This is a genomic window from Pontitalea aquivivens (assembly GCF_046507575.1).
GTDB lineage: Bacteria > Pseudomonadota > Alphaproteobacteria > Rhodobacterales > Rhodobacteraceae > Pontitalea > Pontitalea aquivivens.
This window is the reverse complement of the sequence record NZ_JBKFEY010000002.1, coordinates 296,722-320,428: the sequence shown is the minus strand read 5'-3', so window position 1 is coordinate 320,428 and position 23,707 is coordinate 296,722. Positions and strand designations below refer to the sequence as shown.

Genomic DNA, 23,707 nt, shown 5'->3' with positions numbered 1-23,707 from the left:
GGTCCCCGCCTTTTTCATGCCCGCGTCAAGGCCTCGACCAGCCGTGCCCGCGCCGCAGGCAAGGGGCGGGTGCCAAGGTCCACCGCAAGCCGTTCCCCCAGAAAGAACCCGGTCAGGGCCAGGCCCTGCCGCAGTTCTTCCGTGGTGGCAGGCCCCTGCCCCAACAGGCACTGCGGCAGGGGCAGCAAGCGCGGCGCCCAGTCGCCCGCACCCTTGCGGCTGACGGCACGACCGCTTTTCGGGCTGACAAAGGCCAGATCCTCGCGCGTGCCGGTGGCGGCGCAGCGCGTCAGGTCAAGCCCGTAGCCCAGTTCCTCCAGAAGGCCCAGTTCCCAGCGCAGATAGGCCAGCAGCCAGCCCGGCGCGGCACCGGCGATAAGGTCGAACAAGGGTTCCGTGGTCGCGTGCAGCGCAGGGTGCGGTTCGCGTTCCGGCAGGGTGAAGGACAGAAGGGCACAGGTGGCATTCAACCCCAGAAGCGCAAGGCGATCCGACAGCACGCCGGCGCGGCTGGCCAGAGGCTCGACCGTGAAACTGCCGATGTGGTCCTCCAGCCGCGCGCGCCAATGGACTGCAACCCGGCTGCCCGGCTGCACCACAGCGGCCAGGCGGCGCGAGGCGCCGCCGCGTACGACCCCAAGGTGGCGGCCATGCGCGGCGGTGAAGACCTCAACGATGGCAGCGCCTTCACCATGGGCGCGCATCGCGATGATCGTGCCTTCGTCGCGCCAGTCCATCATGCCCTTCCTTGGTGAAACCGGCCAGGTCGCGCCGGGGGTTTTGCACCCCCGGACCCCCGCAGGATATTTGTGCAAAGCCGAAAGGAAAAGCCGGTCAGTCGGCCAGACCCTCTTCGTCCAGAAGGGTGCGCCCCTGGCGGCTTTCGATTTCGATGACCCAAAGATCGGGGTCGAACTTGCGCTGACGGGCTATGGCTGCGTCAACTTCGGGTTCGGGGCCTTCGGCCAGCGTGACCCAGGCGCGTTGCCCGGTCAACAGGTCAAAGCTGCGGTGCAGGGCGCGGGCGCGGGCATCCAGCGTAGCGCATTTGATCAGGATCGCGCCGGCCTCGGCATGGCCATGCGCGGTGACATAGGCCGGGATGCAGGCCAGTTCCAGCCGCTTGAGGTAGGCGCGCACCCAGACATCGGATGCCAGCCGAGCGGTCACGCTAGTCACCGTCCTTGAAATCGAGACCCATTTCCGAGTAGCGTTCCGCCTCTTCCAGCCAGTTCGGGCGAACCTTGACCTGCAGGAACAGATGGACCGGGCGGCCCAGGAATTCCGCCAGTTCGGCGCGCGCGGCCTTGGAAATGGCTTTGATCGTCTCGCCTCCCTTGCCCAGGACAATGCCCTTGTGACCATCGCGGGCGACATAGATCAGCTGGTCGATGCGGGTGGAACCGTCGGCGCGGTCTTCCCACTTTTCGGTCTCGACGGTCAGCTGATAGGGCAGTTCCTCATGCAGGCGGAGCGTCAGCTTTTCGCGCGTCACCTCGGCGGCGATGACGCGCATCGGCAGGTCGGCGATCTGATCTTCAGGGTAGAACCAGGGGCCTTCGGGCAGTTCCGAGGCGAGCCATTCGCGCAGGTCATCCACCCCATAGCCGCGTTCGGCCGAGATCATGAAGGTTCGCGCAAAGGGGTATTCGGCATTAAGCTTTTCGGCCAGCGCCAGCAGCACCTCGGCCTTGACGCGGTCGATCTTGTTGATGGCAAGGGCCACGGGACGATCGCCCGCGCGGTCCTTCAGCGCCGCGATGATCGACGCCACCCCCTCTGTCAGGCCGCGGTGCGCCTCAATCAGCAGGACGATGATATCGGCATCGGCGGCGCCCCCCCAGGCGGCCGAGACCATCGCACGGTCCAGGCGGCGGCGGGGGCGGAAGATGCCGGGGGTGTCGACAAAGACGATCTGGGCATCGCCCTGGATCGCGACGCCGCGGATGCGGGCGCGGGTGGTCTGCACCTTGTGCGTCACGATCGAGACCTTGGCCCCGACCATACGGTTCAGCAGCGTTGATTTTCCGGCGTTCGGTTCGCCGATCAGGGCCACGAAACCGGCGCGTGTCGTTTCAGTCATCTTGCCCCTCCATCCGGGTCAGAAGCGCCTTGGCCGCGGCTTGTTCGGCCTGCCGTTTCGCGCCCGCCGTGGCCTGCGCCATCTCGCCCGAGGCCAGCTGTGCCTCGATCGTGAAGACCGGGGCGTGGTCCGGGCCTTCACGCGCGATGGTCACATATTTCGGCGGCGGCAGGCCGCGTGCCTGGGCCCATTCCTGCAGGCTGGTCTTGGCGTCGCGGGCGTCTTCGGCCACATTGGCCAGCCGCCCGCCCCAAAGCCGCAGCACCAGGGCGCGCGCGATCTCTAGCCCCGCGTCCAGATAGACGGCGGCGATCACCGCCTCCATCGCATCGCCCAGAAGCGCCTCCTTGCGGCGCCCGCCGGTCATCATCTCGGACCGGCCCAGTTTCAGCACCGCGCCAAGATCGATCTGGCGGGCAACATCGGCACAGGTTTCCTTGCGCACCAATGCGTTGAAGCGCGGGGCAAGCTGGCCTTCGGATGCGCCGCGATCGGCGGCCAACAGGGCATCGGCCATCACCAGACCCAGCACCCGGTCGCCCAGAAATTCCAGCCGCTGATTGTCGGGCCGGGTCGATGAGGCGATCGAGGCATGCGTCAGCGCGCGCAGCAGCAGTTCGGGCTTGGCAAACGGATGCCCCAGACGGCCCATGAAGGCCTGGATATCAGCGGAAACCTTCACTCGATCGCCTTGAAGAAGCGGTCGGACCGCCAGGTCCAGAAGAAGAACAGCGACCGCCCCGCAGACGAGAACATCACCCGGTCCGCGCGGCCGATCAGGAATTCGGCCGGAACAAAGCCAAGCCCGCCGGCGGCGGCCGGAAAGCGGCTGTCTTCGGAATTGTCGCGGTTGTCGCCCATGAAGAAGAACTGCCCCGCAGGCACGGTAAAGACGGGTGTGTTGTCAGCCATCCAGCCATCGGCGATGTTCAGGATGGAATGGCTGGCGCCGCCGGGAAGGGTTTCGATCTGGCGGGTCTTTTCACAGGTGCCGCCCTGGCCCACCGGATCATTTTCGCAGCGCGGCATCAGGCCCTGGGGCCCCTGCAGTTCCTTGACCTCGCGGAAGACCCCGCCATCCGTCAACTGCACCGCAGCGCCGTTGATATGCAGCACGCCATCTTTCATCTGCACCGTATCGCCCGGCAGGCCCACCACGCGCTTGATGAAATCCACCCCGCGGGTAGGGTGCCGAAACACCACCACATCGCCCCGTTCCGGGTCCGCCCCAAGGATGCGCCCTTCAATCGGGCAGGCCGAGAACGGGCAGGAATGGCGCGAATAGCCATAGGCCATCTTGTTGACGAACAGGAAGTCGCCGATCAGCAACGTATCCTTCATTGATCCGGAGGGAATCCAGAACGGCTGAAAGAACAGCGTCCGGAACACCCCCGCAATAAGAAGGGCCCAGAAGACGGTCTTGATCGTCTCGATGATGCCGCTGTCAGTCTTGCTTGCCATGCCTGCCCGGTCCTTGCTGAAAATCCCGCCTTCCTTGCGACGCGCGCGCGCCCGAGTCAAGGAAGCCTGCGCGCCTCGATCACGACAAAGGCCTGCGCCCAGGGGTGATCGTCGGTCAGGGTGACGTGGATCACGGCTTCGTGGCCGGGGGGCGTCATCGCGGCCAACCTGTCGGCGGCCCAGCCGGTCAGGTGCATGACCGGCTGACCGGTGTGCAGGTTGCTGACCGCCATGTCGCGCCAGGCAATGCCCATCCGCAGGCCGGTGCCCAGGGCCTTGGAACAGGCCTCTTTCGCGGCCCAGCGCTTGGCATAGGTTCCGGGCGTGTCGGCGCGCCGTTCGGCCTTGGCCTGTTCGGCGGGCGTGAAGACGCGGTTGCGGAACCGATCGCCGAAACGGTTCAGCGTCGCAGCGATCCGGTCGATATTGGCCAGATCGGACCCGATGCCCAGGATCATCGCTGCCCGCCCCTATGCGCCGGCGCGCGCCGCATCCATCGCGGCCCGCATCTGTGCGATGGCGGGGCCAAGGCCGATGAACACCGCCTCTGCGATCAGGAAATGCCCGATGTTCAGTTCGCGCACCTCGGGGAAGGCGGCGATGGGGCCCACGGTGTCAAAGGTCAGGCCGTGGCCGGCATGAACCTCAAGGCCCAGGGAATGGGCCAGCCGGGCGCCCTCGCGCAGCGCCGCAAGTTCCGCATCGCGTTCGGCCAGCCGACCTTCGTGGTGCAGGTCACAGTAATGGCCGGTATGCAATTCCACCACCGCCGCGCCGATCCGGGCCGAGGCCTCGATCTGGGCCGGGTCATGGCCGATGAACATCGACACGCGGATGCCCGCCGCACGCAGGGGTGCGATGAAATCCGCCAGCCGGGGCTCATCGCCCGCCACATCCAGACCGCCCTCGGTCGTGCGCTCTTCACGCTTTTCGGGGACGATGCAGGCCGCATGCGGACGGTGGCGCAGCGCGATTTGCCGCATTTCCGCCGTGGCTGCCATTTCAAAATTCAGCGGGCGGCGCAATGCGGCCATCAGCGCGCCGATATCGGCGTCGCGGATATGGCGGCGATCTTCGCGCAGATGGGCGGTGATGCCATCGGCCCCCGCCTCTTCGGCCAGGCGGGCGGCGCGCACGGGGTCAGGATAGGCCGATCCGCGCGCGTTGCGCAGCGTGGCGACATGATCGATGTTGACGCCCAGACGAAGGCGGTTCGGGTCGGATTGCGGCATCGTCGGTCCCCCATGGCCAAGACGCGCGCAGGGTAATGCGGCGGAACCGGATTGGGAACACCCCTAAAGCGTATCGCCCGGATCGCGGCTGCCACGGTCTTCGCGGCGGGCTTCAAGGCGCGCGCGCAACGCTTCCAGCCGGTCCTTCAGGCGGGCGCGGCGGCGGGTCTGATAGGCTTCGACGATAGGCAGGGACAGATAGTAGCACAGCACCCCGGCAGCGACGCCCGGAAGCAGGCCGCCCACCAGATAGGGTAGCCAAACGTCATGGAAAAAGCGCGCCAGCCCGCCCCAATACATCTTGTCGGCGGTGAACAGCGCCAGGAAATTGTGGTGCAAATCCTCACCCGCGGCAAGGAATGTCTGGCCAAGATACTCGGGCTCTTCCGGGCCATGGCGCCGTCCCAGCATCCACTTGCCCAGCTTCATCGCCGAAACCGCAATGACAGGGAAGGTCAGCGGATTGCCGATGAAGGTGGCCAGCAACGCCGCCAGCACATTGCCCCGCAGCACCAGCGCCACCAGCGCGGCAGACAGGAAATGCAGACCGAACAGCGGCGTGAAGGAAACGAAAACCCCCGCGAAAATGCCCCGCGCAATCCGGTGGGGCTGATCTGGCAGGCGGTTGACGCGGTGGCGGACATAGTGGAAGGCCCGCGCCCAGCCACCGCGGGGCCACAGGAATTCCCGCATCGCCTTAAGCGCCGGTCGCCTGTCACGCCGCTTGAATACCACGTCCAGTCCTTCCCTCGCCCTGACCGGGCGCATCGCAGATCAGGGCTTGCGCGTCAGATCGCGATACCGTTCAACCTGCGCCACGTTGCTTTCCGCCTCAAGCGCGGTCAAAAGCGTGTGCAGATGTTCGACGTCGCGCAGTTCCACCTCTATCACCAGCGAATAGAAATCAGGCTTGCGATCGACGAAGTTCAGATCAGAGATATTGGCCTTCTGCTGACCGATCAAGGTGCAGATATGGCCAAGCACGCCGGCATCATTGGAAATGGTCAATTTAAGACTGGCCGAATAGACCGGCGCGTGGCGGCCCGAATGCCAGTGCAGATCGACCCAGCGCCGGGGCTGTTCCTCGAATTCGGCCAGAACCGGACAGTCGGCGGCGTGGATCACCACACCCTGGCCGCGATAGGTGATACCGATGATCCGTTCCCCGGGCAGCGGCTGGCAACACCCCGCACGGCGGAAGGTCTGGTCGGCAGGCAGGCCCAGAACGGCGCGGGCGGGTTCGACCGTTTCGGCGGGGGCCACGGCCAGCTCGGGATAAAGCGCCTCGATCACCTCGCGCGCGGTCAGCTCGGCCGAACCGATGCGTGCCAGCAGTTCCACCTCATCGGGCAGGCCAAGGGTCTTGGCCGCAGTGCGCAACGCCTTGTCGGAAACCTTGCGGCCAACATGTTCAAAGGCCACGCGCGCCAGTTCCGTGCCCAGCTTGACGAAACGGGTCCGGTCCTCTTCGCGCAGCGACTTGCGGATCGCGGCCTTGGCGCGGCCGGTCTTGACGATGTCCAGCCAGGTCGCCTGCGGGCGCTGGCCGGTGGCGGTGATGATCTCGACCGACTGGCCGTTCTTCAGCCGTGTCCACAAAGGCACGCGGATGCCATCCACCTTGGCGCCGACGCAGGAATTACCGATCCGGGTGTGGATCGCATAGGCATAGTCGATGGGCGTCGCCCCCTTGGGCAACTTGACCACATCGCCCTTGGGCGAGAAGCAGAAGACCTGGTCGGAATACATCTCAAGCTTGACGTTTTCCAGGAATTCGTCGTGGTCGCCTTCGTCGAACCGCTCGGTCAGCTGCGCTATCCACTGGGCGGGGTCCACCGCAAAGGGGTTCGCGGCCCGCACGCCATCGCGATAGGACCAGTGCGCCGCAACGCCCGCCTCGGCTACCTCGTGCATCTGGCGGGTGCGGATCTGCACCTCGACCCGCTTGCCGTCGCGGCCCGAAACAGTGGTATGGATCGACCGGTAACCGTTCGACTTGGGCTGGCTGATGTAATCCTTGAACCGTCCCGGCACCGCACGCCAGCGTTGATGGATCAGCCCCAGAACGGCATAGCAATCCGATTCGGACCGGGTAATGACGCGAAAGCCGTAGATGTCGGACAGGCGCGAGAAGGAAAGCTGCTTTTCCTCCATCTTGCGCCAGATCGAATAGGGGCGTTTGGCGCGGCCAAAGACATCGGCCTCGATCTGCGCCTTTTCAAGTTCGTGGCGGATATCGGCGGTGATCTTGGGGATCACGTCGCCGGTTTCCTTCTGCAATGTCACGAAACGCCGGATGATCGAGGTCCGCGCCTCGGGGTTCAGCACCTTGAAGGCAAGGTCTTCCAGTTCCTCGCGCATCCATTGCATGCCCATCCGGCCCGCCAGGGGCGCGAAGATCTCCATCGTCTCGCGCGCCTTCTGGGCCTGCTTGTCGGCCCGCATCGAACGGATCGTGCGCATGTTGTGCAGACGGTCGGCCAGCTTGACCAGAATTACCCGCAGGTCCTTGGACATGGCCATGAACAGCTTGCGGAAATTCTCGGCCTGTTTCGAGGCGTTGGACGACAGCTGCAGATTGGTCAGCTTGGTCACGCCATCCACCAGTTCCGCGACCTCGTCGCCGAACATCTGCGCCACTTCGGAATAGGTGGACCGGGTATCCTCGATCGTGTCGTGCAGCAGCGCGGTCACGATGGTCGCATCATCCAGCCGCTGTTCGGTCAGGATGGCGGCGACGGCGACGGGATGGGTGAAATAGGGTTCACCCGAATGGCGAAACTGCCCGTCATGCATCTGTCGGCCATAATCATAGGCGCGGCGGATCAATTCGGCATTGGTGCGCGGGTTGTAATTGCGGACGAGCGCGATCAGGTCTTCGACATCGATCATTCGCGCGCGCCCTGCCCCCCGGTGTTATTCGCGGCCCTGCGCGTCCATCAGCATGCGCAGCATGCGTTCTTCGGACATGTCGTCTTCGCGCGGGCGATCGGCTTCGCCGCCCATCAGCAGCGACATCGAATCATCCTCGGGCTCATCAACCTCGATCTGGGTCTGGTTGCTTTCGATCAGCCGCTCACGCAGGTCATCGGCGGCCTGGGCTTCGTCGGCGATCTCGCGCAGCGCGACAACGGGGTTCTTGTCGTTGTCACGATCCACCGTGATCGGAGAGCCGGCCGCAATTTCACGGGCGCGGTGCGCGGCAAGCATCACCAGTTCAAACCGGTTCGGAACCTTGTCAACGCAATCTTCAACCGTCACGCGGGCCATGAGCATCTCCAATCGGACATGGAAGGTGTGAGCGGCCTATTTAGACCCCAACCCGGGCCTTGACAAGCGCCCTTCCCCGAAGAACGGGGCATCAAGCGGCCGGATCGCGGCTTTTTCCGCCTGCGGCAGTGCGGCAAGCATCTGCATCACGCTGTCGCCGGTGGCCGGATGGCGCCAAAGCGGCGCGATCTCGGCCAGGGGAATCAGCACGAAGGCACGATCGGCCAGGCGCGGATGCGGAAGAATCAGCCCCTCGGGCCAGTCGCGCATCTGATCGGCCAGCGCCAGCCCGCGCCAATGCGCCTGGGTCCGTGCATCAGGCAGGATCGCATCGCCCGCCGCCAGCAGATCCAGGTCCACCCCGCGCGATTCCCAGCGCGCCGCGCGCTGACGCCCCAGATCCGCCTCGATGCGGTGCAACAACGCCAGGAACTGCGCCGGGTCCAACCCCGATGCAACCGCCGCCGCCACATTCACATAATCCGCCCCGGCACCTGCCGGAAAGGCGGGTGCGTGGTAAAACCGGCTGACCGCGCGCAATTCCGCCCCCCCCTGCACAAGCGCGCGCAAGGCCGCGACCAGCGTCCGCGCGGGCGCGCCGGCGGGCGATGGCAGATTTGCACCCAATGCTATAAAATAAGTGCTGTTATCCATTTAGACACATATCCAGACAAGTGCGTTTTCGTATACTGAATCGATCTTACAAGACACCCGTTATCTTTGATCCCACAGGACTTTGCACCACTCGACTTCGGATGGCGGGCATTCTGGAAAGGACGATTTGATGTTTTACAAGGACGAACGGCTTGCGCTGTTCATTGATGGGTCGAATCTTTACGCTGCGGCCAAAGCGTTGGGCTTCGATATCGACTACAAGCTGTTGCGCCAGGAATTCGAACGCCGTGGCAAATTGGTTCGCGCGTTTTACTACACCGCGCTTCTGGAGAATGAGGAATATTCCCCGATCCGCCCGCTGGTCGACTGGCTGCACTACAACGGCTATGCGATGGTGACCAAGCCTGCCAAGGAATATACCGATTCCATGGGCCGCCGTAAGGTCAAGGGCAACATGGACATCGAGCTGGCCGTGGATGCGATGGAACTGGCCCCGCGGCTGGATCATGTCGTGCTGTTCTCGGGTGATGGCGATTTCCGGCCGCTGGTCGAAAGCCTGCAGCGTCAGGGATGCCGGGTTTCGGTCGTTTCGACGATCCGCAGCCAGCCGCCGATGATCGCGGACGAATTGCGCCGTCAGGCCGACAATTTCATCGAACTGGACGCCCTGCGCGAAGTGATCGGCCGCCCGCCGCGCGAACCGCGCGAACCCGAGCCGGCCACCGAAACCTGATCGCCGCGACCGCCCCCCGGGCCGGGTTGATCGCACAAAGTTCAGCCCGGCACGCTTGCACCCCGCCGGCCCTTTTGGCAAGGCACGTCCGATGCAGGATATTGCCGCCCTGACCGGGCTTTTCTTTTCGGCCATGCTGGCCGCCTCGCCGATCCCGATGCAATCGGAGATCGTCTTTGTCGCCATGCAGACCGCCGGGGCCACGCCGGTCTGGTTGATGGTTCTGGTGGCTGGCGCCGGCAACACGCTTGGGGCGCTGATCACCTACGGAATGGGGCGTGGGGTGAACCACTGGCGCGACCGGCGCTGGTTCCCCGCCTCGGCCAGCCAGATGGCGCGCGCCGAACGCTGGTTCGACCGCTGGGGGTTCTGGGTGCTGCTGGTCAGCTGGGCGCCCGGGGGCGACCTGGCATGTCTGGTGGCCGGGGTCTTGCGGCTGCCGATGCTGATCTTCCTGCCGCTGGTGGCACTGGCCAAGACCGGGCGCTACGCCGCCGTGGCCTGGATCACCGCACAGGCGATGGGCTGGGGCGGCTAGGCTAGGCCCGGCCCAGCGCCCGGTGGCCGGATTTCGGTCTGGACCTTCGCGCCCGACGGACATACCTGTCAGAAGATTTCGGCAAAGGGGCGCCGCATGGGAAAACCTGCTCTCACACTCTATCTTGCCGCGCCGCGCGGGTTTTGCGCGGGCGTGGACCGGGCGATCAAGATCGTGGAACTGGCGTTGCAGAAATGGGGCGCGCCGGTCTTTGTGCGACACGAAATCGTTCACAACAAGTTCGTGGTGGACGGGCTGCGTGAAAAGGGCGCGGTTTTCGTCGAGGAACTGGACGAATGCCCCGATGACCGGCCGGTGATCTTTTCCGCCCATGGCGTGCCGAAATCCGTCCCGCTTGAGGCCGCCCGCCGCCACATGGTCTATGTCGATGCCACCTGCCCGCTGGTCAGCAAGGTCCATATCGAGGCCGAGCGTCACCATGCCGAAGGCCTGCAGATGGTGATGATCGGCCATGCCGGCCACCCCGAGGTCCTGGGCACGATGGGCCAGCTGCCCGAGAATGAGGTACTGCTGGTCGAAACGGTCGAGGATGTGGCGCATCTGTCCCCGCGCGATCCCGCGCGCCTGGCCTATATCACCCAGACCACCCTTTCGGTCGATGACACCGCCGCGATCGTGGCCGCGCTGGAAACACGCTTTCCCGCCATTGTCGGCCCCGCCAAGGAAGACATCTGCTATGCCACCACCAACCGGCAAGCCGCGGTCAAGGCCATCGCGCCCCGGATCGACGCGCTTCTGGTGATCGGCGCACCGAATTCGTCAAACTCGCGCCGTCTGGTCGAGGTCGGGCGCGCCGCGGGCTGCGCCTATGCCCAGCTGGTGCAGCGCGCCGAAGATATCGACTGGCGCGCGCTGGATGGGGTGCGGGCGGTGGGCGTCACCGCTGGCGCCAGCGCCCCCGAGGTTCTGGTGACCGAGGTGATCGACGCCTTCCGCGACCGTTTCGACCTGACCGTCGAGCCGGTGGAAACCGCACGCGAAGATATTGAATTCAAGGTGCCGCGCGTGCTGCGCGAGGCCGTGGCATGATCGGTCGTGGCCTGATCGGGCTGGGGCGCATTCCCGTTGCCGCGCTGGCGCCGGGGCTGGCCGGGCTGATCCCCTTTCTCTGGGCGGTGGCGGTGCTGCGCTTTGGCGTTTTTTCCCTGCCGGGGCTTAGCGCGCGCGAAGTGGCGCTCAGCTATGGGCTGATGATCTATTGCTTCATGGCCGGCAGCCTCTGGGGCTTTGCCGCCAAGGGCAACTGGGCCCTTGGCTACGCGCTGTCCGCGCTGCCCGTGCTGGGGTTTCTGGCCGCGATGGCGGTGCAGGCCCTGTCGGTGAACGAAGCACTGATCCTGGGCTTTGCCGCGCTTTTGCCGCTGGACTGGGTCTTTGCCGCACGCGGGCTTGCACCGCGCTGGTGGATGCGGCTGCGCCTGATGCTCAGCGCGGTGGTGATCGGGGCACTGATCGCGATCCTGACGACGGGCTGACGCCCCCTTTTGACAGATGAACAGGTGACCCTTGGCTGAATTCTTCGCATGGACAGACGGCGCCTGTTCGGGCAATCCGGGCCCCGGCGGCTGGGGCGTACTGATCCGCGCCCTGGACGGGACCGTCATCGTCAAGGAACGCGAACTTTCCGGCGGCGAGCCCGAAACGACGAACAACCGGATGGAGCTTTTGGCCGCGATCAATGCGCTTGAGGTTCTAAGCCGCGATGTGGCGATCACCGTCACCACCGACTCGGCCTATGTGAAGAACGGCGTGACGGCCTGGATCCACGGCTGGAAGAAGAACGGCTGGAAAACCGCCGACCGCAAGCCGGTGAAAAACGTCGACCTGTGGCAGCGCCTGGATGAGGCGCAGCGCCGCCACAGGGTCACCTGGAAATGGATCAAGGGCCACGCCGGCCACCCGGAAAACGAACGCGCCGACGAACTGGCCCGCACCGGCATGGCCCCCTACAAGGGCAGCGGGAAATGATCGGGGCGCTTGCGAACCTGCCGGTCGTCACCGCGCTGGACTATGCCTCGGTTCTGGTTTTCGCACTGACCGGGGCGCTGGTCGCCTCACGCAAACAGCTGGATCTGGTGGGCTTCGTCTTCGTGGCCGCGCTGACGGCGGTGGGCGGCGGCACCTTGCGCGATCTGATGCTGGGGCGCGATCCGGTATTCTGGGTCGGCGCGCCGGGCTTTGTCGTGCTGGCCGCCGGGGCGGCGGTTGTGGTGTTCTTTACCGCGCATTTTCTGGAAAGCCGCTACCGCGCGTTGCTGTGGCTGGACGCCTGCGCGCTGGCGGTGGCCGTGCCCGCAGGCGTCGGCGTGACGCTGGCACTGGGGCACGGGCCGGTCATCGTGGTGATCATGGGCATTGCCACCGGGTCCTTCGGCGGGCTGATGCGCGATGTCGTCTGCAATGAGGTGCCACTTGTGCTGAAACAGGGGGAACTTTACCTGACCTGTGCCTTCTGCGGGGCGGCGGCGGCGCTGGTCATGGTGGCGCTGGGCTGGGCCGGGGCGCCCGCGCTGCTGGCCTGCGGCGGCGTGACTTTTGCGCTGCGCGCAGGCAGCCTGATCTTCGGCTGGCGCCTGCCGGTCTACAAGGCGCGCCCGCCCCGCACCTAAACGAACAGCCGCAGCACAACGGGCGCGATCAGGGCGGTCAGAACCGCGTTCAGCCCCATGCCTATGCCAGCAAAGGCCCCCGCAGTCTCATTGACCTGAAAGGCCCGCGCGGTGCCGATGCCATGGGCCGCCACGCCAACCGCAAAGCCGCGCGCCCGCCAGTCGCGCACCCCAAGCACGTTCAGCAGCGGCGTCACCACCACCGCCCCGATGATCCCCGTCAGCAACACCAGCACCGCCGTCAACGTCGGCGCCCCGCCCAGGCCTTCGGATATGCCGATGGCCACCGGGGCCGTCGCCGATTTCGGCGCAAGCGATGCCAGCACCCCCGCATCCGCCCCCAGCGCCCAGGCTATGCCAAGCGCGCTCAGCACCGCGGTGACAGACCCCGCCACAAGCGCCGCCAGGATCGGCAAGGCCGCCCGCCGCACCCGGGACAGGTTGGCATGCAACGGCACCGCCAGCGCCACTGTCGCCGGGCCCAGCATGAAATGCACGAACTGCGCCCCCTCGAAATAGGCGGAATAGTCCGTACCGGTCAGCCACAGCACCGCCGCCAGCACGATCACCGCCACCAGCACCGGATTGACATGGGGTTTCCGCCCCGAGACGCGGAACGCCGCATCCCCCGCCCAATAGGCCAGCAGGGTCGCCGTCAGCCACAACAACGGCTCGCGCGACAGATAGGACCAGATCAGCGCCGCATCAGCCATCGTCCCGGCTCCCGATGATCCGTGCCACGCCGGCAAAGACCAGCGCGCCCACCGCAATCGCCAGAACAGTCGATCCGACCAGCGCCACCGCGATCGCCGGGCCCTGTTCGGAAAGCACCCCGAAATGTGCCACCACGCCGACGCCTGCCGGCACGAACAACAACGACAGATGCGCCAGAAGCCCCTGCGCCGTGGGCCGCACCACCTCGGCCAGCCTGGGCGCCAGCAGGAAGGCCGCGACCAGACCGATCATCCCAAGCACCGGCCCCGGCAAGGGCAAATCCAGGGCGCGCGCGATCACCTCACCCGCAAGCTGAAACATCAGGATCGTGGCCAGCGCCGGGATCATCGCATCCTCCCCCATGAACAGGTTCAGCCTAGCCCGCGCAAATCCCCCGCGCCAGCACCGATCCCTGATCTTCGGCTTTGTCCAAATATCCTCGGGGGGGGGGGCGCGGCCCGCCAGGGCCGGGCCGGGGGGCAGACAGCCCCCCGATCGCCTCAACCCACGCATATCTTGTGGATAAGGCGCAAGATGCCGCCACATCATGGGGAACCTGATTGACTCGGGCCCCGATGCGGCGACACTTGTCCCCCGCCCACGGGAATCAGAAAGGCTTCGTCTTGCGCTTCACCCGGCTTCGCCTCAACGGTTTCAAAAGCTTCGTGGACCCCACCGATCTGGTGATCCACGACGGGCTGACCGGCGTGGTCGGCCCCAATGGCTGTGGCAAGTCCAACCTGCTTGAGGCGTTGCGCTGGGTCATGGGCGAAAACCGCCCCACCGCGATGCGCGGCGAGGGGATGGAAGATGTGATCTTCGCCGGCGCCGCCACCCGCACCGCGCGCAACTTTGCCGAAGTCTCGCTGTCGATCGACAATACCGAACGGCTGGCGCCCTCGGGCTTCAACGATTCCGACGTGCTGGAAATCGTGCGCCGGATCACGCGCGATGCGGGGTCGGCCTACAAGGTCAACACCAGGGATGTGCGCGCCCGCGACGTGCAGATGCTGTTCGCCGATGCCTCGACCGGGGCGCATTCGCCCGCGCTGGTCCGCCAGGGCCAGATCGCCGAACTGATCAACGCCAAGCCCAAGGCCCGCCGCCGCATCCTTGAGGAAGCCGCCGGGATCTCGGGGCTGTATCAGCGCCGGCATGAGGCGGAACTGAAGCTGAACGGCGCCGAACAGAACCTGTTGCGCGTCGATGATGTGGTCGAACAGCTGGCCGCGCAGCTGGCCACGCTGGCGCGCCAGGCCCGGCAGGCCGCCCGCTACCGCGAGATCGGCGCCGATCTGCGCCGGGCCGAAGGCAGCCTGCTGTATCGCCGCTGGCGCGAGGCCGATCTGGCCCGGGCCGAGGCGGAATCTGGCCTGGCCGACCGGATGCGTGCGGCGGGTCAGGCCGAACAGGCCGCCCGCGCCGCCGCCAGGGACCGCGCCGCGCGCGAAGACGCCCTGCCCCCCCTGCGCGAGGAAGAGGCAATCGCGGGTGCCATCCTGCAGCGCCTGACCGTGCAGCGCGATGCCCTGACCGATCAGGAAAACCGCGCCCGCGCCATGATCGAAACCCTGACCGCGCGCATCGCCCAGCTGGACCGCGACATGGATCGCGAGGCGGGGCTGAACCGCGATGCGGGCGAAACAATCACGCAGCTGGAATGGGAACAGGCCCAGATCGCCAAGGCCAGCGACGGGCACGAGACCCGCCTGACCGCCGCCGCCGATGCCTCATCCGAGGCGGCGGGCGTGCTGCAGGACCGCGAAGCACAGCTGTCCGAGATGACCGAAGATGTCGCCCGGCTGGCGGCGCGCCACCAGTCGGCGCAACGCCTGGTGGCCGACAACCGCGCCACGGCCGAGAAATCAGAAACCGACGCCGCCCGCGCCGCCCAGGCCGCCACCGCCGCGCAGGCGGCGCTTGAACGCGCGGATGCCGATCACGCCACCGCCGAAGCCGCACAGGCCGAGGCACAGGACAGCGCCGAGGCCGCCGAAGAGGCACTGGCCGCCGCCGAAGAGGCCCGCGCCGAAATTCAGGGCCGCGAATCCGTCGCCCGGGCCGCCCGGTCCGAAGCCGAGGGCGAGGCCGGCGCCCTGCGCGCCGAGGTCGCGGCGCTGGCGCGTCTGGTCGAACGCGAGGCCGCGACGGGCAAGCAATTGCTGGACCGGGTCCGGGTCGACAAGGGCTTTGAGGCGGCGCTGGGGGCGGCGCTGGCCGATGATCTGCGCGCGCCCGAGGTGGATCGGACCGCGACATCCGGCTGGGGTGTTCTGCCCGATTATGATGCGCCCCAGTCCCTGCCCGAAGGCGTGGCGCCGCTGTCGGCGCATGTCACCGTGCCCGCGGTGCTGGCCCGCCGCATCGGGCAGATCGGGCTGGTGGCCGACCGCGCGGAAGGCATGCGTTTGCAGGCGGCGCTGCGCCCCGGCCAGCGGCTGGTGTCGCCTGCGGGCGATCTGTGGCGCTGGGACGGGTTCCGGTCGGGTGCGGAAGATGCGCCCTCGGCCGCGGCGCTGCGGCTGCAGCAGCTGAACCGTCTGGTCGAGTTGAAACGCGATCTGGAAGAGGTCGCCGCCCGGGCCGAGGGCGCGCGGCAGGCGCATGAGATGCTGACCCGTCAGCTGGCCGGGGCCGGCGCCGCCGACGCCCGCGCCCGCGACGCCCGGCGCGAGGCGGACCGGCGGCTGGCCGAAGCGGGCCGCGCGCTATCGCGTGCCGAGGCGGATCGCTCGATCGCGGGCAGCAAGCTGGAAAGCGCACGTCTGGCCGTGGCGCGCCATGAGGAAGAGGCCTCGACCGCGCGTATGGCGCTGCGCGAGGCGGAAAGCGCGCTGACCGCCCTGCCCGATCTTGCAGCGGCGCGCGCCGATGTCGACGCGGTCAAGATGGCGGTCGAAGCGGCGCGGATGACGATGATGACCCGCCGGTCCGCCCATGACGAAATCCGCCGCGAGGGCGAGGCGCGGCTGAAGCGCCGGCAGGAAATCACCAAGGAAATCTCGGGGTGGCGGCACCGTCTGGAAACCGCCGAGAAACGGTCCGCCGAACTGGCGCAGCGCCGGAGCGAGACTGAGGCCGAACTGCACGAGGCGGCCGAGGCCCCGGCCGAACTGGCCGCCAAGCGCGAGGAACTGACCGAAGCGATCGAGGCCGCCGAAGACCGGCGCGCGCGCGCCGCCGATGCGCTGGCCGCAGCCGAAGCGGCACTGCGCGAGGCACAGATGGCCGAACGCGATGCCGAGCGCCTGGCCGGTGAGGCCCGCGAGGCCCGCGCCCGGGCCGAAGCCCGGGTTGAGGCGGCGCGCGAAACCGTGGCCTATGCCGCCGAACGCATCCGCGAAGAGACCGGGCTTGACCCGACCGCGCTTCTGGCGACGCTGGAGGCCGACCCCGACGCCATGCCCGCATCCGAAGAGCTGGAGATCGAGGTCGCCCGCCTGAAACGCCAGCGCGAAGCCCTTGGCGCCGTCAACCTGCGCGCCGAGGAGGACGCGAAAGAGGTTCAGGCCGAACATGACACGCTGGTCAAGGAAAAGGCCGATCTGGAAGAGGCGATCCGTAAGCTGCGCGCGGGCATCGCGGGCCTGAACCGCGAGGGCCGCGAACGCCTGCTGACCGCCTTTGAACAGGTGAACGAAAGCTTCCGCATGCTGTTCACGCATCTGTTCGGCGGGGGCGATGCGAACCTGGTGCTGGTGGAAAGCGACGATCCGCTGGAGGCGGGGCTGGAAATCATGTGCCAGCCGCCAGGCAAGAAGCTGTCGACGCTGAGCCTTTTGTCGGGCGGCGAACAGACGCTGACGGCGATGGCGCTGATCTTTGCCGTCTTCCTGGCCAACCCCGCACCGATCTGCGTGCTGGATGAGGTTGACGCGCCGCTGGATGATGCCAATGTCACCCGCTTTTGCGACCTGCTGGACGAAATGACCCGCCGCACCGATACGCGGTTCCTGATCATCACCCACCATGCCGTGACCATGAGCCGGATGGACCGCCTGTTCGGCGTCACGATGCAGGAGCAGGGGGTCAGCCAGCTGGTTTCGGTCGACCTCAAGCGGGCGGAACAGCTGGTGGCCTAGCAAAGGGGGCGCTGCCCCCTTGCGGCCGATGGCCGCTTACCCCCGGGATATTTCGACAAAGCCGAAGAGGGCTTGAGGGCGCGCGGACGGCACCCTAGCCTGCGCCCGCAACCAACGGAGGGAATCATGGCGAAGATCGAGGCACGTCTGGCGGAACTGGGGATTGAACTTCCGGCGGCGCCGATGCCGGCGGCCAATTATGTGCCCTTTGTGCGTACGGGCGATCAGTTGTTCGTATCGGGCCAGATCTCGGCCGGGGCCGAGGGGCTGATCACAGGCAAGCTGGGCGCGGATCTGGACCGGGAGGCGGGCGCGCTGGCCGCACGGTCCTGCGGGCTGGCACTGATTGCGCAGGCCAAGGCGGCGCTTGGCGATCTGGACCGGATCAAGCGGGTTGTGAAGCTGGTGGGCTTTGTCAATTCGACGCCCGGCTTCACCGATCAGCCCGAGGTGGTGAACGGCTGTTCCGACCTGATGGTCGAGGTCTTCGGCGAGGCGGGACGGCATGCGCGATCCGCCGTGTCCGCCGCCAGTCTGCCGCGCGGGGTTGCGGTTGAGGTCGAGGCGATTTTCGAGGTCGAATGATGACCCTGCACCCGGGTTTCCTGCGCCTGCCGATCGCGCATCGCGCGTTGCATGACCGCGCCGCCGGTCGGCCGGAAAACAGCCGCGCCGCCGTGCGCGCCGCCGTGGCGGCGGGCTATGCGATCGAGATCGACATCCAGCCGTCGGAAGACGGGGTGCCAATGGTGTTTCACGACTATGACCTGCGGCGCCTGACCGGGGTCCCCGGACGCATTCGGGGGCTGAGCGCGCGCAAGCTGGCGACGCTGCGGTTGCTTGGGGGGGGAGACGGTATCCCGACACTGGCCGAGGTGCTGGCGATCGTGGCGGGCCGGGTGCCCCTGCTGATCGAGATCAAGGATCAGGATGGCGGCCTTGGCCCCGGGGTTGGCCCGCTGGAACAGGCGGTGGCAGAGACACTGGCCGGCTATGGCGGGCCGGTTGCGGTGATGTCGTTCAACCCGCATGCGGTGGCGGCCCTCCATCAGGCGGCGCCGGGGGTGGCGGTGGGGCTGACCACCTCGGCCTATCGCGCCGAGGATTGGGGGCTGATCGCGGCGGGCACGCGCGACCGGCTGCGCGAGATCCCGGATTATGACCGGGTCGGGGCCTGTTTCATCTCGCATGAGGTATCGGATCTGGGCCACCCCCGGGTGGCGGCGTTGAAGGCGCGGGGTGCGGCGGTGCTGTGCTGGACGGTCAGATCCCCCGAGGCCGAGGCCGAAGCACGCCGGATCGCGGATAACGTGACCTTTGAGGGGTATCTTTCCCCCTTGCCCGCTTGACCGCGCCCAGCGGCGCGCCATGTTTGCGGGCGAACGGGGGCCAGCATGAGCGAGAGCATCGAAATCACGGTCCATTCCGGCGTGGCGGCGATCGCGCCACAGGATTGGGACGCCTGCGCCTGCCCCGAGGCGGCGACAGGCCGAGCCATCGACCCGTTCACGACGCATCGGTTCCTGAGCGCGCTGGAAAGCTCGGGCTCGGTCGGGGCGGGGACCGGCTGGCAGGCGCGCCCGATCGTGGCGCGCCTGCAGGGCCAGGTGATCGCCGTGGCGCCGGTCTATGTGAAATCCCACAGCCAGGGGGAATATATCTTCGATCATGGCTGGGCCGATGCCTATGAACGTGCGGGGGGACGTTATTACCCCAAGCTGCAATGTGCCGTACCCTTCACCCCGGTCACCGGGCGGCGCCTGCTGACCCGTCCGGGGCATGAGGCGCAGGGCCGCGCGGCGCTGTTGCATGGGATGGAACGGATTGCGCAAGACGCGGGGCTGTCTTCGGTGCATGTCACCTTCTGCACGGCCGATGAGGTGACGGATGCCGAAACCGCGGGCTATCTGGCGCGCCGCACGCAACAGTTCCACTGGGTCAACCGCGGCTATGCCAGCTATGATGATTTTCTGGCGGAGCTGTCATCGCGCAAGCGCAAGGCGCTGCGCAAGGAACGTGAACGCGCGCAAGGCTTTGGCGGCACGATCCGCGCCCTGACCGGGGATGACATCCAGCCCCGCCACTGGGATGCTTTCTGGGCCTTTTATCAGGACACCGGCAGCCGCAAATGGGGCCGCCCCTATCTGACGCGCGGTTTTTTCGACGCCCTGCATGCCATGCGCGACGATGTGGTTCTGGTGCTGGCGGAACGGGGCGGCAGGCCGGTGGCGGGCGCACTGAACCTGATCGGGCGGGACGCGCTGTTCGGCCGCTATTGGGGCTGCATCGAGGATCACCCCTTCCTGCATTTCGAACTGTGCTATCATCAGGCGATCGACTGGGCCATCGCGCAGGGACTGTCGCGGGTCGAGGCGGGGGCACAGGGTGAACACAAGCTGGCGCGCGGCTATCTGCCAGGCCCGATTCATTCCGCCCACTGGATTGCACACCCGGGCCTGCGCGCCGCTATTGCCGATTACCTGCGCGCCGAACGCGCCGCCGTGACCGAGGATATCGAGATCCTTACCGCCTATGGCCCGTTCCGGTCCGGCACCGCCGACTGACCGCCCCGCCCTTTCCGCGGGCCGCCCGCGCGCTATCGTCACACGCAAGCCAAGGAGCGACTGCCATGACCCAACGCCTGAGCAAAGCCGACCGCCTGCGCCTGCTGCCCGATCTGGGCAACACCGGATGGGGCGCCGTGCCCGACCGCGATGCGATCCGCAAGATCCTGAAGTTCGGGAATTTCTCGGAAGCCTGGGGCTTCATGTCGCGCGCCGCGCTGGTGGCCGAGAAAATGGGCCACCACCCGGAATGGACCAATGTCTACAACGTGGTCGACATCATCCTGACGACACATCACTGCGACGGGCTAAGCCAGCTGGATATCGACCTGGCCCGCGCCATCGACAGGCTGGCCCCGGGCGCAACCGTCCAGCGCGACCAGACAGAACCCGTCGAATGCCTGTGCAAGCTGCACGCAGGGGGATGACCGGCTGAAACGGCGCGCCCGCAGAGGCGCGCCCGGTGCCGCGCGATCAGATCGCCGCCAGCATCGCCTCACCGCCCGAAACCTCGCAGACGCCGGGGGCTTCCTCGACATGCAGCACCTTGATGGTGCCATCCTCGACATACATCGCGAACCGCTTGAAGCGGTTGATCAGGCCCACCGGCGGCGCGCTGAACGACAAACCGATGGTATTGGCAAAGGCGCCTTCGGCATCCGCCAGCATCGTGATGCCCGCCGCCGTCGCCCCGGTGGCCTGCCCCCAGGCGCCCATCACGAAAGGATCGTTGACCGAAACACAGATGATTTCGTCCACGCCCTTTGCCTCAAGCTGGCCTTTCGTGCGCATGAAGCTGGGCAGATGCGCCGAAGAACAGGTGCGGGTATAGGCCCCCGGAAGGCCGAAAATCACAACCTTGCGGCCCTTGAGCTTGGCCGCCAGATCCACCGTCTGCGGCCCTTCGGCCCCCAGTTCCAGCAGTGTCGCCCCCGGCAGCGTGTCTCCCGCGGAAATCGTCATGTCAGTCTCCCTGTTGCGTTGCGCTAAGATGCCGGCAGGATATAGGGTCTGTCGCGGAAACGGCCAGAGGGAATGCAGTCATGGCAGGAATTGTCGTCGTGGGCGGGGGGCAGGCGGCGGCCTCTCTGGCGGTAAAGCTGCGCGCCTTGGGATATGTGGGCACGCTGACGATCCTGTGCGATGAACCTGTGCCCCCCTATCAGCGCCCGCCCCTGTCCAAGGCCTATCTGCTGGGCGACATGGCGCTGGACCGTTTGTTGCTGCGCGCAGATGATTACTGGGCCGCGCAGGACATCACCATCCGCACCGCCTGCCGGGCCGAGGCGATCGACCGCGCCGCCAGGACCCTGCGCCTGACCGGCGGCGAAACCCTGGCCTATGACCAGCTGGCCCTGACCACCGGCGCCACCCCGCGCCTGTTGCCCGCGGCAATCGGCGGCGGGCTTGGCGGGGTGCATGTGGTCCGCACGCTGGCCGATGTCGATGCGATGGCCCCGGCGCTGAAACCGGGCGCGCGGCTGGTGGTCATCGGCGGCGGCTACATCGGGCTGGAAGGCGCCGCGGTCGCGCGCAAACTGGGCCTGGACGTCACCCTGATCGAGGCCACCCCGCGTATCCTGGGCCGCGTCGCCTGCGCCGAAACCGCGGACGCAATCCGCGCCCTGCACCAGGCCCATGGCGTTCAGATCATCGAGGGCACCGGCCTTGCGCGCCTGACCGGCACCGATCACGTCACCGGCGCCGATCTGGCCGACGGCCGCCACATCCCGGCCGATCTGGTCCTTGTCGGTATCGGCGTCGCGCCACAGACCGCGCTGGCCGAAACCGCGGGCCTGGCCATCGACAACGGCATCAAGGTCGATGCACAGGGCCGCAGCGCCGACCCCGCGATCTGGGCCGCGGGCGATTGCGCCTCTTTCCCCGGGCCGGATGGCCGGATGCGGCTGGAAAGCGTGGGCAACGCCATCGACATGGCCGAGACGGTCGCCGCGAACATGCTGGGCGCCACCACCCCCTATCACCCCAAACCCTGGTTCTGGTCGGATCAGTTCGATGCCAAACTTCAGATCGCCGGGCTGAACACCGGCTACACCCGGGTCATCACGCGCCGGGGCGACGGCCAATCCTTCTGGTACTATCGCAACGACCGCCTGATCGCCGTCGATGCGCTGAACGACGCGCGCGCCTACATGATCGGCAAGCGCCTGATTGAATCGGGCAAATCCCCCGCACCCGGCGTGCTGACCGATCCCGCCACCGATCTCAGGGCGCTTCTGGCATGAGGATCATCGGCGGCGACAAACGCGGCCTGAAACTGGCCGATGTAGGCGAGGGCGACGCCCGCGCCCACCTGCGCCCCACCTCCGACCGGGTGCGCGAAGCGATCTTCAACCTTCTGGTCAACGGCACCCATGGCAACCCGATCCCCGGCGCCCGGGTGCTGGACCTGTTCGCCGGCACCGGCGCACTGGGACTTGAGGCGCTGTCGCGCGGCGCCGCCCGCGTGGCCTTCGTCGATGACGGCACCACCGCCCGCGCGCTGTTGCGCCAGAATATCGAAAAGATGCGCGCCATGGGCGTCACCGATGTCTGGCGGCGCGATGCCACCCGCATGGGCCCCAACCGCGGCCCCGCCTACGACCTGATTCTCCTTGACCCGCCCTACGGAAAATCGCTGGGCGAGGCCGCGCTCGCCTCGTGTCTCGAAGGCGGCTGGATCGCGCCGGGCGCAATGATCGTATGGGAAGAAAACACCCCCCCCGCACCCCCCGCGCCGCTGGAACAGATCGACCAGCGTTCCTATGGCGATACGCTGGTCACGCTTTTGCGGATGCCGGACTGAGCCTTGCCGCTTCTTCTTGGCCAAATACTCCGGGGGTCCGGGGGCGGCGCCCCCGGCCTGACCGTTCAGCCCCAGGTCGGATGAAACCGCCCGGCCGGGCTCAGGGTGAAAATCTCGCAACCGTCGGCGGCCACGCCCACCGAATGCTCGAACTGCGCCGACAGCGACTTGTCGCGCGTCACGGCGGTCCAGTCATCGGCCAGCACCTTGGTTTCGGGCCGCCCCAGGTTCACCATCGGCTCGATGGTGAAGAACATGCCTTCTTCCAGCACCGGGCCCGCCCCCGCGCGGCCATAGTGCAACACGTTCGGCGGCGCGTGAAACACGGTGCCCAGCCCGTGGCCGCAGAAATCGCGCACCACGCTCATCCTATGTGCCTCGACATAGGTCTGGATCGCATGGCCGATATCGCCAAAGGTGTTGCCGGGCCTCACCGCCTCGATCCCCAGCATCAGCGCGTCATGGGTCACCTGAATCAGCCGTTCGGCCTTGCGCGACAGGGTGCCCGCCACATACATCCGGCTGGTATCGCCATACCAGCCATTCAGGATCACCGTCACGTCAATGTTCAGGATGTCGCCATCCTTCAGCAGCTTTCCCCCTGGAATCCCGTGGCAGACCACATGGTTGACCGAAATACATGAGGCATGCTGATAGCCGCGATAGCCGATGGTGGCCGATTTCGCGCCCAGCGCCTCGACCCGGCCACGGATGAAATCGTCCAGCACGCCGGTGCTGACACCCGGTTCCACCAGGGGGGCCACCTCATCCAGGATGCGCGCGGCCAGATGGCCCGCGGCCTGCATGCCTTCGAAATCGGCGGGCTCATGAATGCGGATGCCGTCCTTCGTCAGACGGCCACGGCTATCGTCCACGGGCTTTCTCCTGCGTTTGCGGCTCCTAGATAGTCACAAATCGCGGCCTTGGCCAGTGCCGGGCTTTTCGCGCCCCCGCCCGCGCCCTATAGCTGTTGCATCGA

28 protein-coding genes are annotated in these 23,707 nt (G+C 66.9%); 13 read left to right on the top strand and 15 right to left on the bottom strand.

What is annotated here, in order from left to right; genetic code table 11:
* Window positions 1-14: 14 nt before the first annotated feature.
* The 11 genes from recO to folK form a co-directional block, all read right to left on the bottom strand.
* On the bottom strand, window positions 15-740 hold the full coding sequence (gene recO, locus ACK8OU_RS05105; RefSeq protein WP_410302306.1) for a DNA repair protein RecO: 726 nt from the start codon (window positions 738-740) through the stop codon (window positions 15-17).
* A gap of 94 nt (window positions 741-834) precedes the next feature.
* Complete coding sequence (locus ACK8OU_RS05100) at window positions 835-1,170, bottom strand: DUF1491 family protein (protein WP_410302305.1); 336 nt, start codon at window positions 1,168-1,170, stop codon at window positions 835-837.
* A gap of 1 nt (window position 1,171) precedes the next feature.
* Window positions 1,172-2,083 (bottom strand): GTPase Era, encoded by a 912-nt coding sequence (era, locus tag ACK8OU_RS05095; protein WP_410302304.1) that lies wholly within the window; start codon window positions 2,081-2,083, stop codon window positions 1,172-1,174.
* Complete coding sequence (gene rnc, locus ACK8OU_RS05090) at window positions 2,076-2,765, bottom strand: ribonuclease III (RefSeq protein ID WP_410302303.1); 690 nt, start codon at window positions 2,763-2,765, stop codon at window positions 2,076-2,078. The genes era and rnc overlap by 8 nt, the downstream gene beginning before the upstream one ends.
* A complete protein-coding gene (gene lepB, locus ACK8OU_RS05085) occupies window positions 2,762-3,544 on the bottom strand; it encodes a signal peptidase I (protein WP_410302302.1) in 783 nt (260 codons plus the stop codon). The genes rnc and lepB overlap by 4 nt, the downstream gene beginning before the upstream one ends.
* A gap of 56 nt (window positions 3,545-3,600) precedes the next feature.
* Window positions 3,601-4,002 carry a holo-ACP synthase gene (gene acpS, locus ACK8OU_RS05080; RefSeq protein WP_410302301.1) on the bottom strand — a complete coding sequence of 134 codons (402 nt, stop codon included), beginning with the start codon at window positions 4,000-4,002 and terminating at the stop codon, window positions 3,601-3,603.
* 12 nt (window positions 4,003-4,014) lie between these two features.
* Window positions 4,015-4,776 (bottom strand): pyridoxine 5'-phosphate synthase, encoded by a 762-nt coding sequence (locus tag ACK8OU_RS05075; protein ID WP_410302300.1) that lies wholly within the window; start codon window positions 4,774-4,776, stop codon window positions 4,015-4,017.
* A 63-nt stretch (window positions 4,777-4,839) separates the two neighbouring features.
* On the bottom strand, window positions 4,840-5,469 hold the full coding sequence (locus ACK8OU_RS05070; RefSeq protein ID WP_410302299.1) for a DUF2062 domain-containing protein: 630 nt from the start codon (window positions 5,467-5,469) through the stop codon (window positions 4,840-4,842).
* 81 nt (window positions 5,470-5,550) lie between these two features.
* Window positions 5,551-7,668: a RelA/SpoT family protein gene (locus ACK8OU_RS05065; RefSeq protein WP_410302298.1), complete on the bottom strand. Its 2,118-nt coding sequence runs from the start codon at window positions 7,666-7,668 to the stop codon at window positions 5,551-5,553.
* Between the two features lie 24 nt (window positions 7,669-7,692).
* Window positions 7,693-8,046 carry a DNA-directed RNA polymerase subunit omega gene (rpoZ, locus tag ACK8OU_RS05060; protein ID WP_410302297.1) on the bottom strand — a complete coding sequence of 118 codons (354 nt, stop codon included), beginning with the start codon at window positions 8,044-8,046 and terminating at the stop codon, window positions 7,693-7,695.
* A 36-nt stretch (window positions 8,047-8,082) separates the two neighbouring features.
* Window positions 8,083-8,673, bottom strand: a complete 591-nt coding sequence (gene folK, locus ACK8OU_RS05055; RefSeq protein WP_410302296.1) for a 2-amino-4-hydroxy-6-hydroxymethyldihydropteridine diphosphokinase — start codon at window positions 8,671-8,673, stop codon at window positions 8,083-8,085.
* 157 nt (window positions 8,674-8,830) lie between these two features.
* Between folK and ACK8OU_RS05050 the strand changes: the two genes are divergently transcribed.
* The 6 genes from ACK8OU_RS05050 to ACK8OU_RS05025 all read left to right on the top strand — a co-directional run bounded on the left by ACK8OU_RS05050 (window position 8,831) and on the right by ACK8OU_RS05025 (window position 12,562).
* Window positions 8,831-9,394, top strand: coding sequence for a LabA-like NYN domain-containing protein (locus ACK8OU_RS05050; RefSeq protein ID WP_410302295.1), 564 nt, complete (start codon window positions 8,831-8,833; stop codon window positions 9,392-9,394).
* 91 nt (window positions 9,395-9,485) lie between these two features.
* Window positions 9,486-9,932 carry a YqaA family protein gene (locus ACK8OU_RS05045; RefSeq protein WP_410302294.1) on the top strand — a complete coding sequence of 149 codons (447 nt, stop codon included), beginning with the start codon at window positions 9,486-9,488 and terminating at the stop codon, window positions 9,930-9,932.
* A gap of 96 nt (window positions 9,933-10,028) precedes the next feature.
* The gene (ispH, locus tag ACK8OU_RS05040; protein ID WP_410302293.1) at window positions 10,029-10,982 is read left to right on the top strand and encodes a 4-hydroxy-3-methylbut-2-enyl diphosphate reductase; all 954 of its coding nucleotides are present in this window, start codon (window positions 10,029-10,031) and stop codon (window positions 10,980-10,982) included.
* Window positions 10,979-11,428: a DUF3429 domain-containing protein gene (locus ACK8OU_RS05035; protein WP_410302292.1), complete on the top strand. Its 450-nt coding sequence runs from the start codon at window positions 10,979-10,981 to the stop codon at window positions 11,426-11,428. Before ispH ends, ACK8OU_RS05035 begins: the two co-directional genes overlap by 4 nt.
* A gap of 31 nt (window positions 11,429-11,459) precedes the next feature.
* Window positions 11,460-11,921 (top strand): ribonuclease HI, encoded by a 462-nt coding sequence (gene rnhA, locus ACK8OU_RS05030; protein ID WP_410302291.1) that lies wholly within the window; start codon window positions 11,460-11,462, stop codon window positions 11,919-11,921.
* On the top strand, window positions 11,918-12,562 hold the full coding sequence (locus ACK8OU_RS05025) for a trimeric intracellular cation channel family protein (RefSeq protein WP_410302290.1): 645 nt from the start codon (window positions 11,918-11,920) through the stop codon (window positions 12,560-12,562). The genes rnhA and ACK8OU_RS05025 overlap by 4 nt, the downstream gene beginning before the upstream one ends.
* On the opposite strand, the gene ACK8OU_RS05020 is transcribed toward ACK8OU_RS05025, so the two are convergent.
* Both ACK8OU_RS05020 and ACK8OU_RS05015 read right to left on the bottom strand, forming a co-directional pair.
* Window positions 12,559-13,275 carry an LrgB family protein gene (locus ACK8OU_RS05020; protein WP_410302289.1) on the bottom strand — a complete coding sequence of 239 codons (717 nt, stop codon included), beginning with the start codon at window positions 13,273-13,275 and terminating at the stop codon, window positions 12,559-12,561. The two genes, ACK8OU_RS05025 and ACK8OU_RS05020, sit on opposite strands and share 4 nt — an antisense overlap.
* Window positions 13,268-13,624, bottom strand: a complete 357-nt coding sequence (locus ACK8OU_RS05015) for a CidA/LrgA family protein (RefSeq protein ID WP_410302288.1) — start codon at window positions 13,622-13,624, stop codon at window positions 13,268-13,270. The genes ACK8OU_RS05020 and ACK8OU_RS05015 overlap by 8 nt, the downstream gene beginning before the upstream one ends.
* 275 nt (window positions 13,625-13,899) lie before the next feature.
* Between ACK8OU_RS05015 and smc the strand changes: the two genes are divergently transcribed.
* From smc to ACK8OU_RS04990, 5 genes are all read left to right on the top strand, one after another.
* On the top strand, window positions 13,900-17,358 hold the full coding sequence (gene smc / locus ACK8OU_RS05010; RefSeq protein WP_410302287.1) for a chromosome segregation protein SMC: 3,459 nt from the start codon (window positions 13,900-13,902) through the stop codon (window positions 17,356-17,358).
* Between the two features lie 126 nt (window positions 17,359-17,484).
* Entirely contained in the window at window positions 17,485-17,943 is a 459-nt protein-coding gene (locus ACK8OU_RS05005) for a RidA family protein (protein ID WP_410302286.1), read from the top strand.
* A complete protein-coding gene (locus tag ACK8OU_RS05000) occupies window positions 17,940-18,707 on the top strand; it encodes a glycerophosphodiester phosphodiesterase family protein (protein ID WP_410302285.1) in 768 nt (255 codons plus the stop codon). Before ACK8OU_RS05005 ends, ACK8OU_RS05000 begins: the two co-directional genes overlap by 4 nt.
* A gap of 45 nt (window positions 18,708-18,752) precedes the next feature.
* On the top strand, window positions 18,753-19,922 hold the full coding sequence (locus ACK8OU_RS04995) for a GNAT family N-acetyltransferase (RefSeq protein ID WP_410302284.1): 1,170 nt from the start codon (window positions 18,753-18,755) through the stop codon (window positions 19,920-19,922).
* Window positions 19,923-19,987: 65 nt separating this feature from the next.
* Window positions 19,988-20,350, top strand: a complete 363-nt coding sequence (locus tag ACK8OU_RS04990; RefSeq protein WP_410302283.1) for a 4a-hydroxytetrahydrobiopterin dehydratase — start codon at window positions 19,988-19,990, stop codon at window positions 20,348-20,350.
* A 46-nt stretch (window positions 20,351-20,396) separates the two neighbouring features.
* Here ACK8OU_RS04990 and ACK8OU_RS04985 read toward each other — a convergent pair whose 3' ends face one another.
* Window positions 20,397-20,885 (bottom strand): peroxiredoxin, encoded by a 489-nt coding sequence (locus ACK8OU_RS04985; protein WP_410302282.1) that lies wholly within the window; start codon window positions 20,883-20,885, stop codon window positions 20,397-20,399.
* An 80-nt stretch (window positions 20,886-20,965) separates the two neighbouring features.
* Between ACK8OU_RS04985 and ACK8OU_RS04980 the strand changes: the two genes are divergently transcribed.
* Window positions 20,966-22,168: an NAD(P)/FAD-dependent oxidoreductase gene (locus tag ACK8OU_RS04980; protein WP_410302281.1), complete on the top strand. Its 1,203-nt coding sequence runs from the start codon at window positions 20,966-20,968 to the stop codon at window positions 22,166-22,168.
* On the top strand, window positions 22,165-22,728 hold the full coding sequence (gene rsmD / locus ACK8OU_RS04975; RefSeq protein ID WP_410302280.1) for a 16S rRNA (guanine(966)-N(2))-methyltransferase RsmD: 564 nt from the start codon (window positions 22,165-22,167) through the stop codon (window positions 22,726-22,728). The genes ACK8OU_RS04980 and rsmD overlap by 4 nt, the downstream gene beginning before the upstream one ends.
* Before the next feature lie 65 nt (window positions 22,729-22,793).
* On the opposite strand, the gene map is transcribed toward rsmD, so the two are convergent.
* Window positions 22,794-23,603 carry a type I methionyl aminopeptidase gene (gene map, locus ACK8OU_RS04970; RefSeq protein ID WP_410302279.1) on the bottom strand — a complete coding sequence of 270 codons (810 nt, stop codon included), beginning with the start codon at window positions 23,601-23,603 and terminating at the stop codon, window positions 22,794-22,796.
* Window positions 23,604-23,707: the final 104 nt, after the last annotated feature.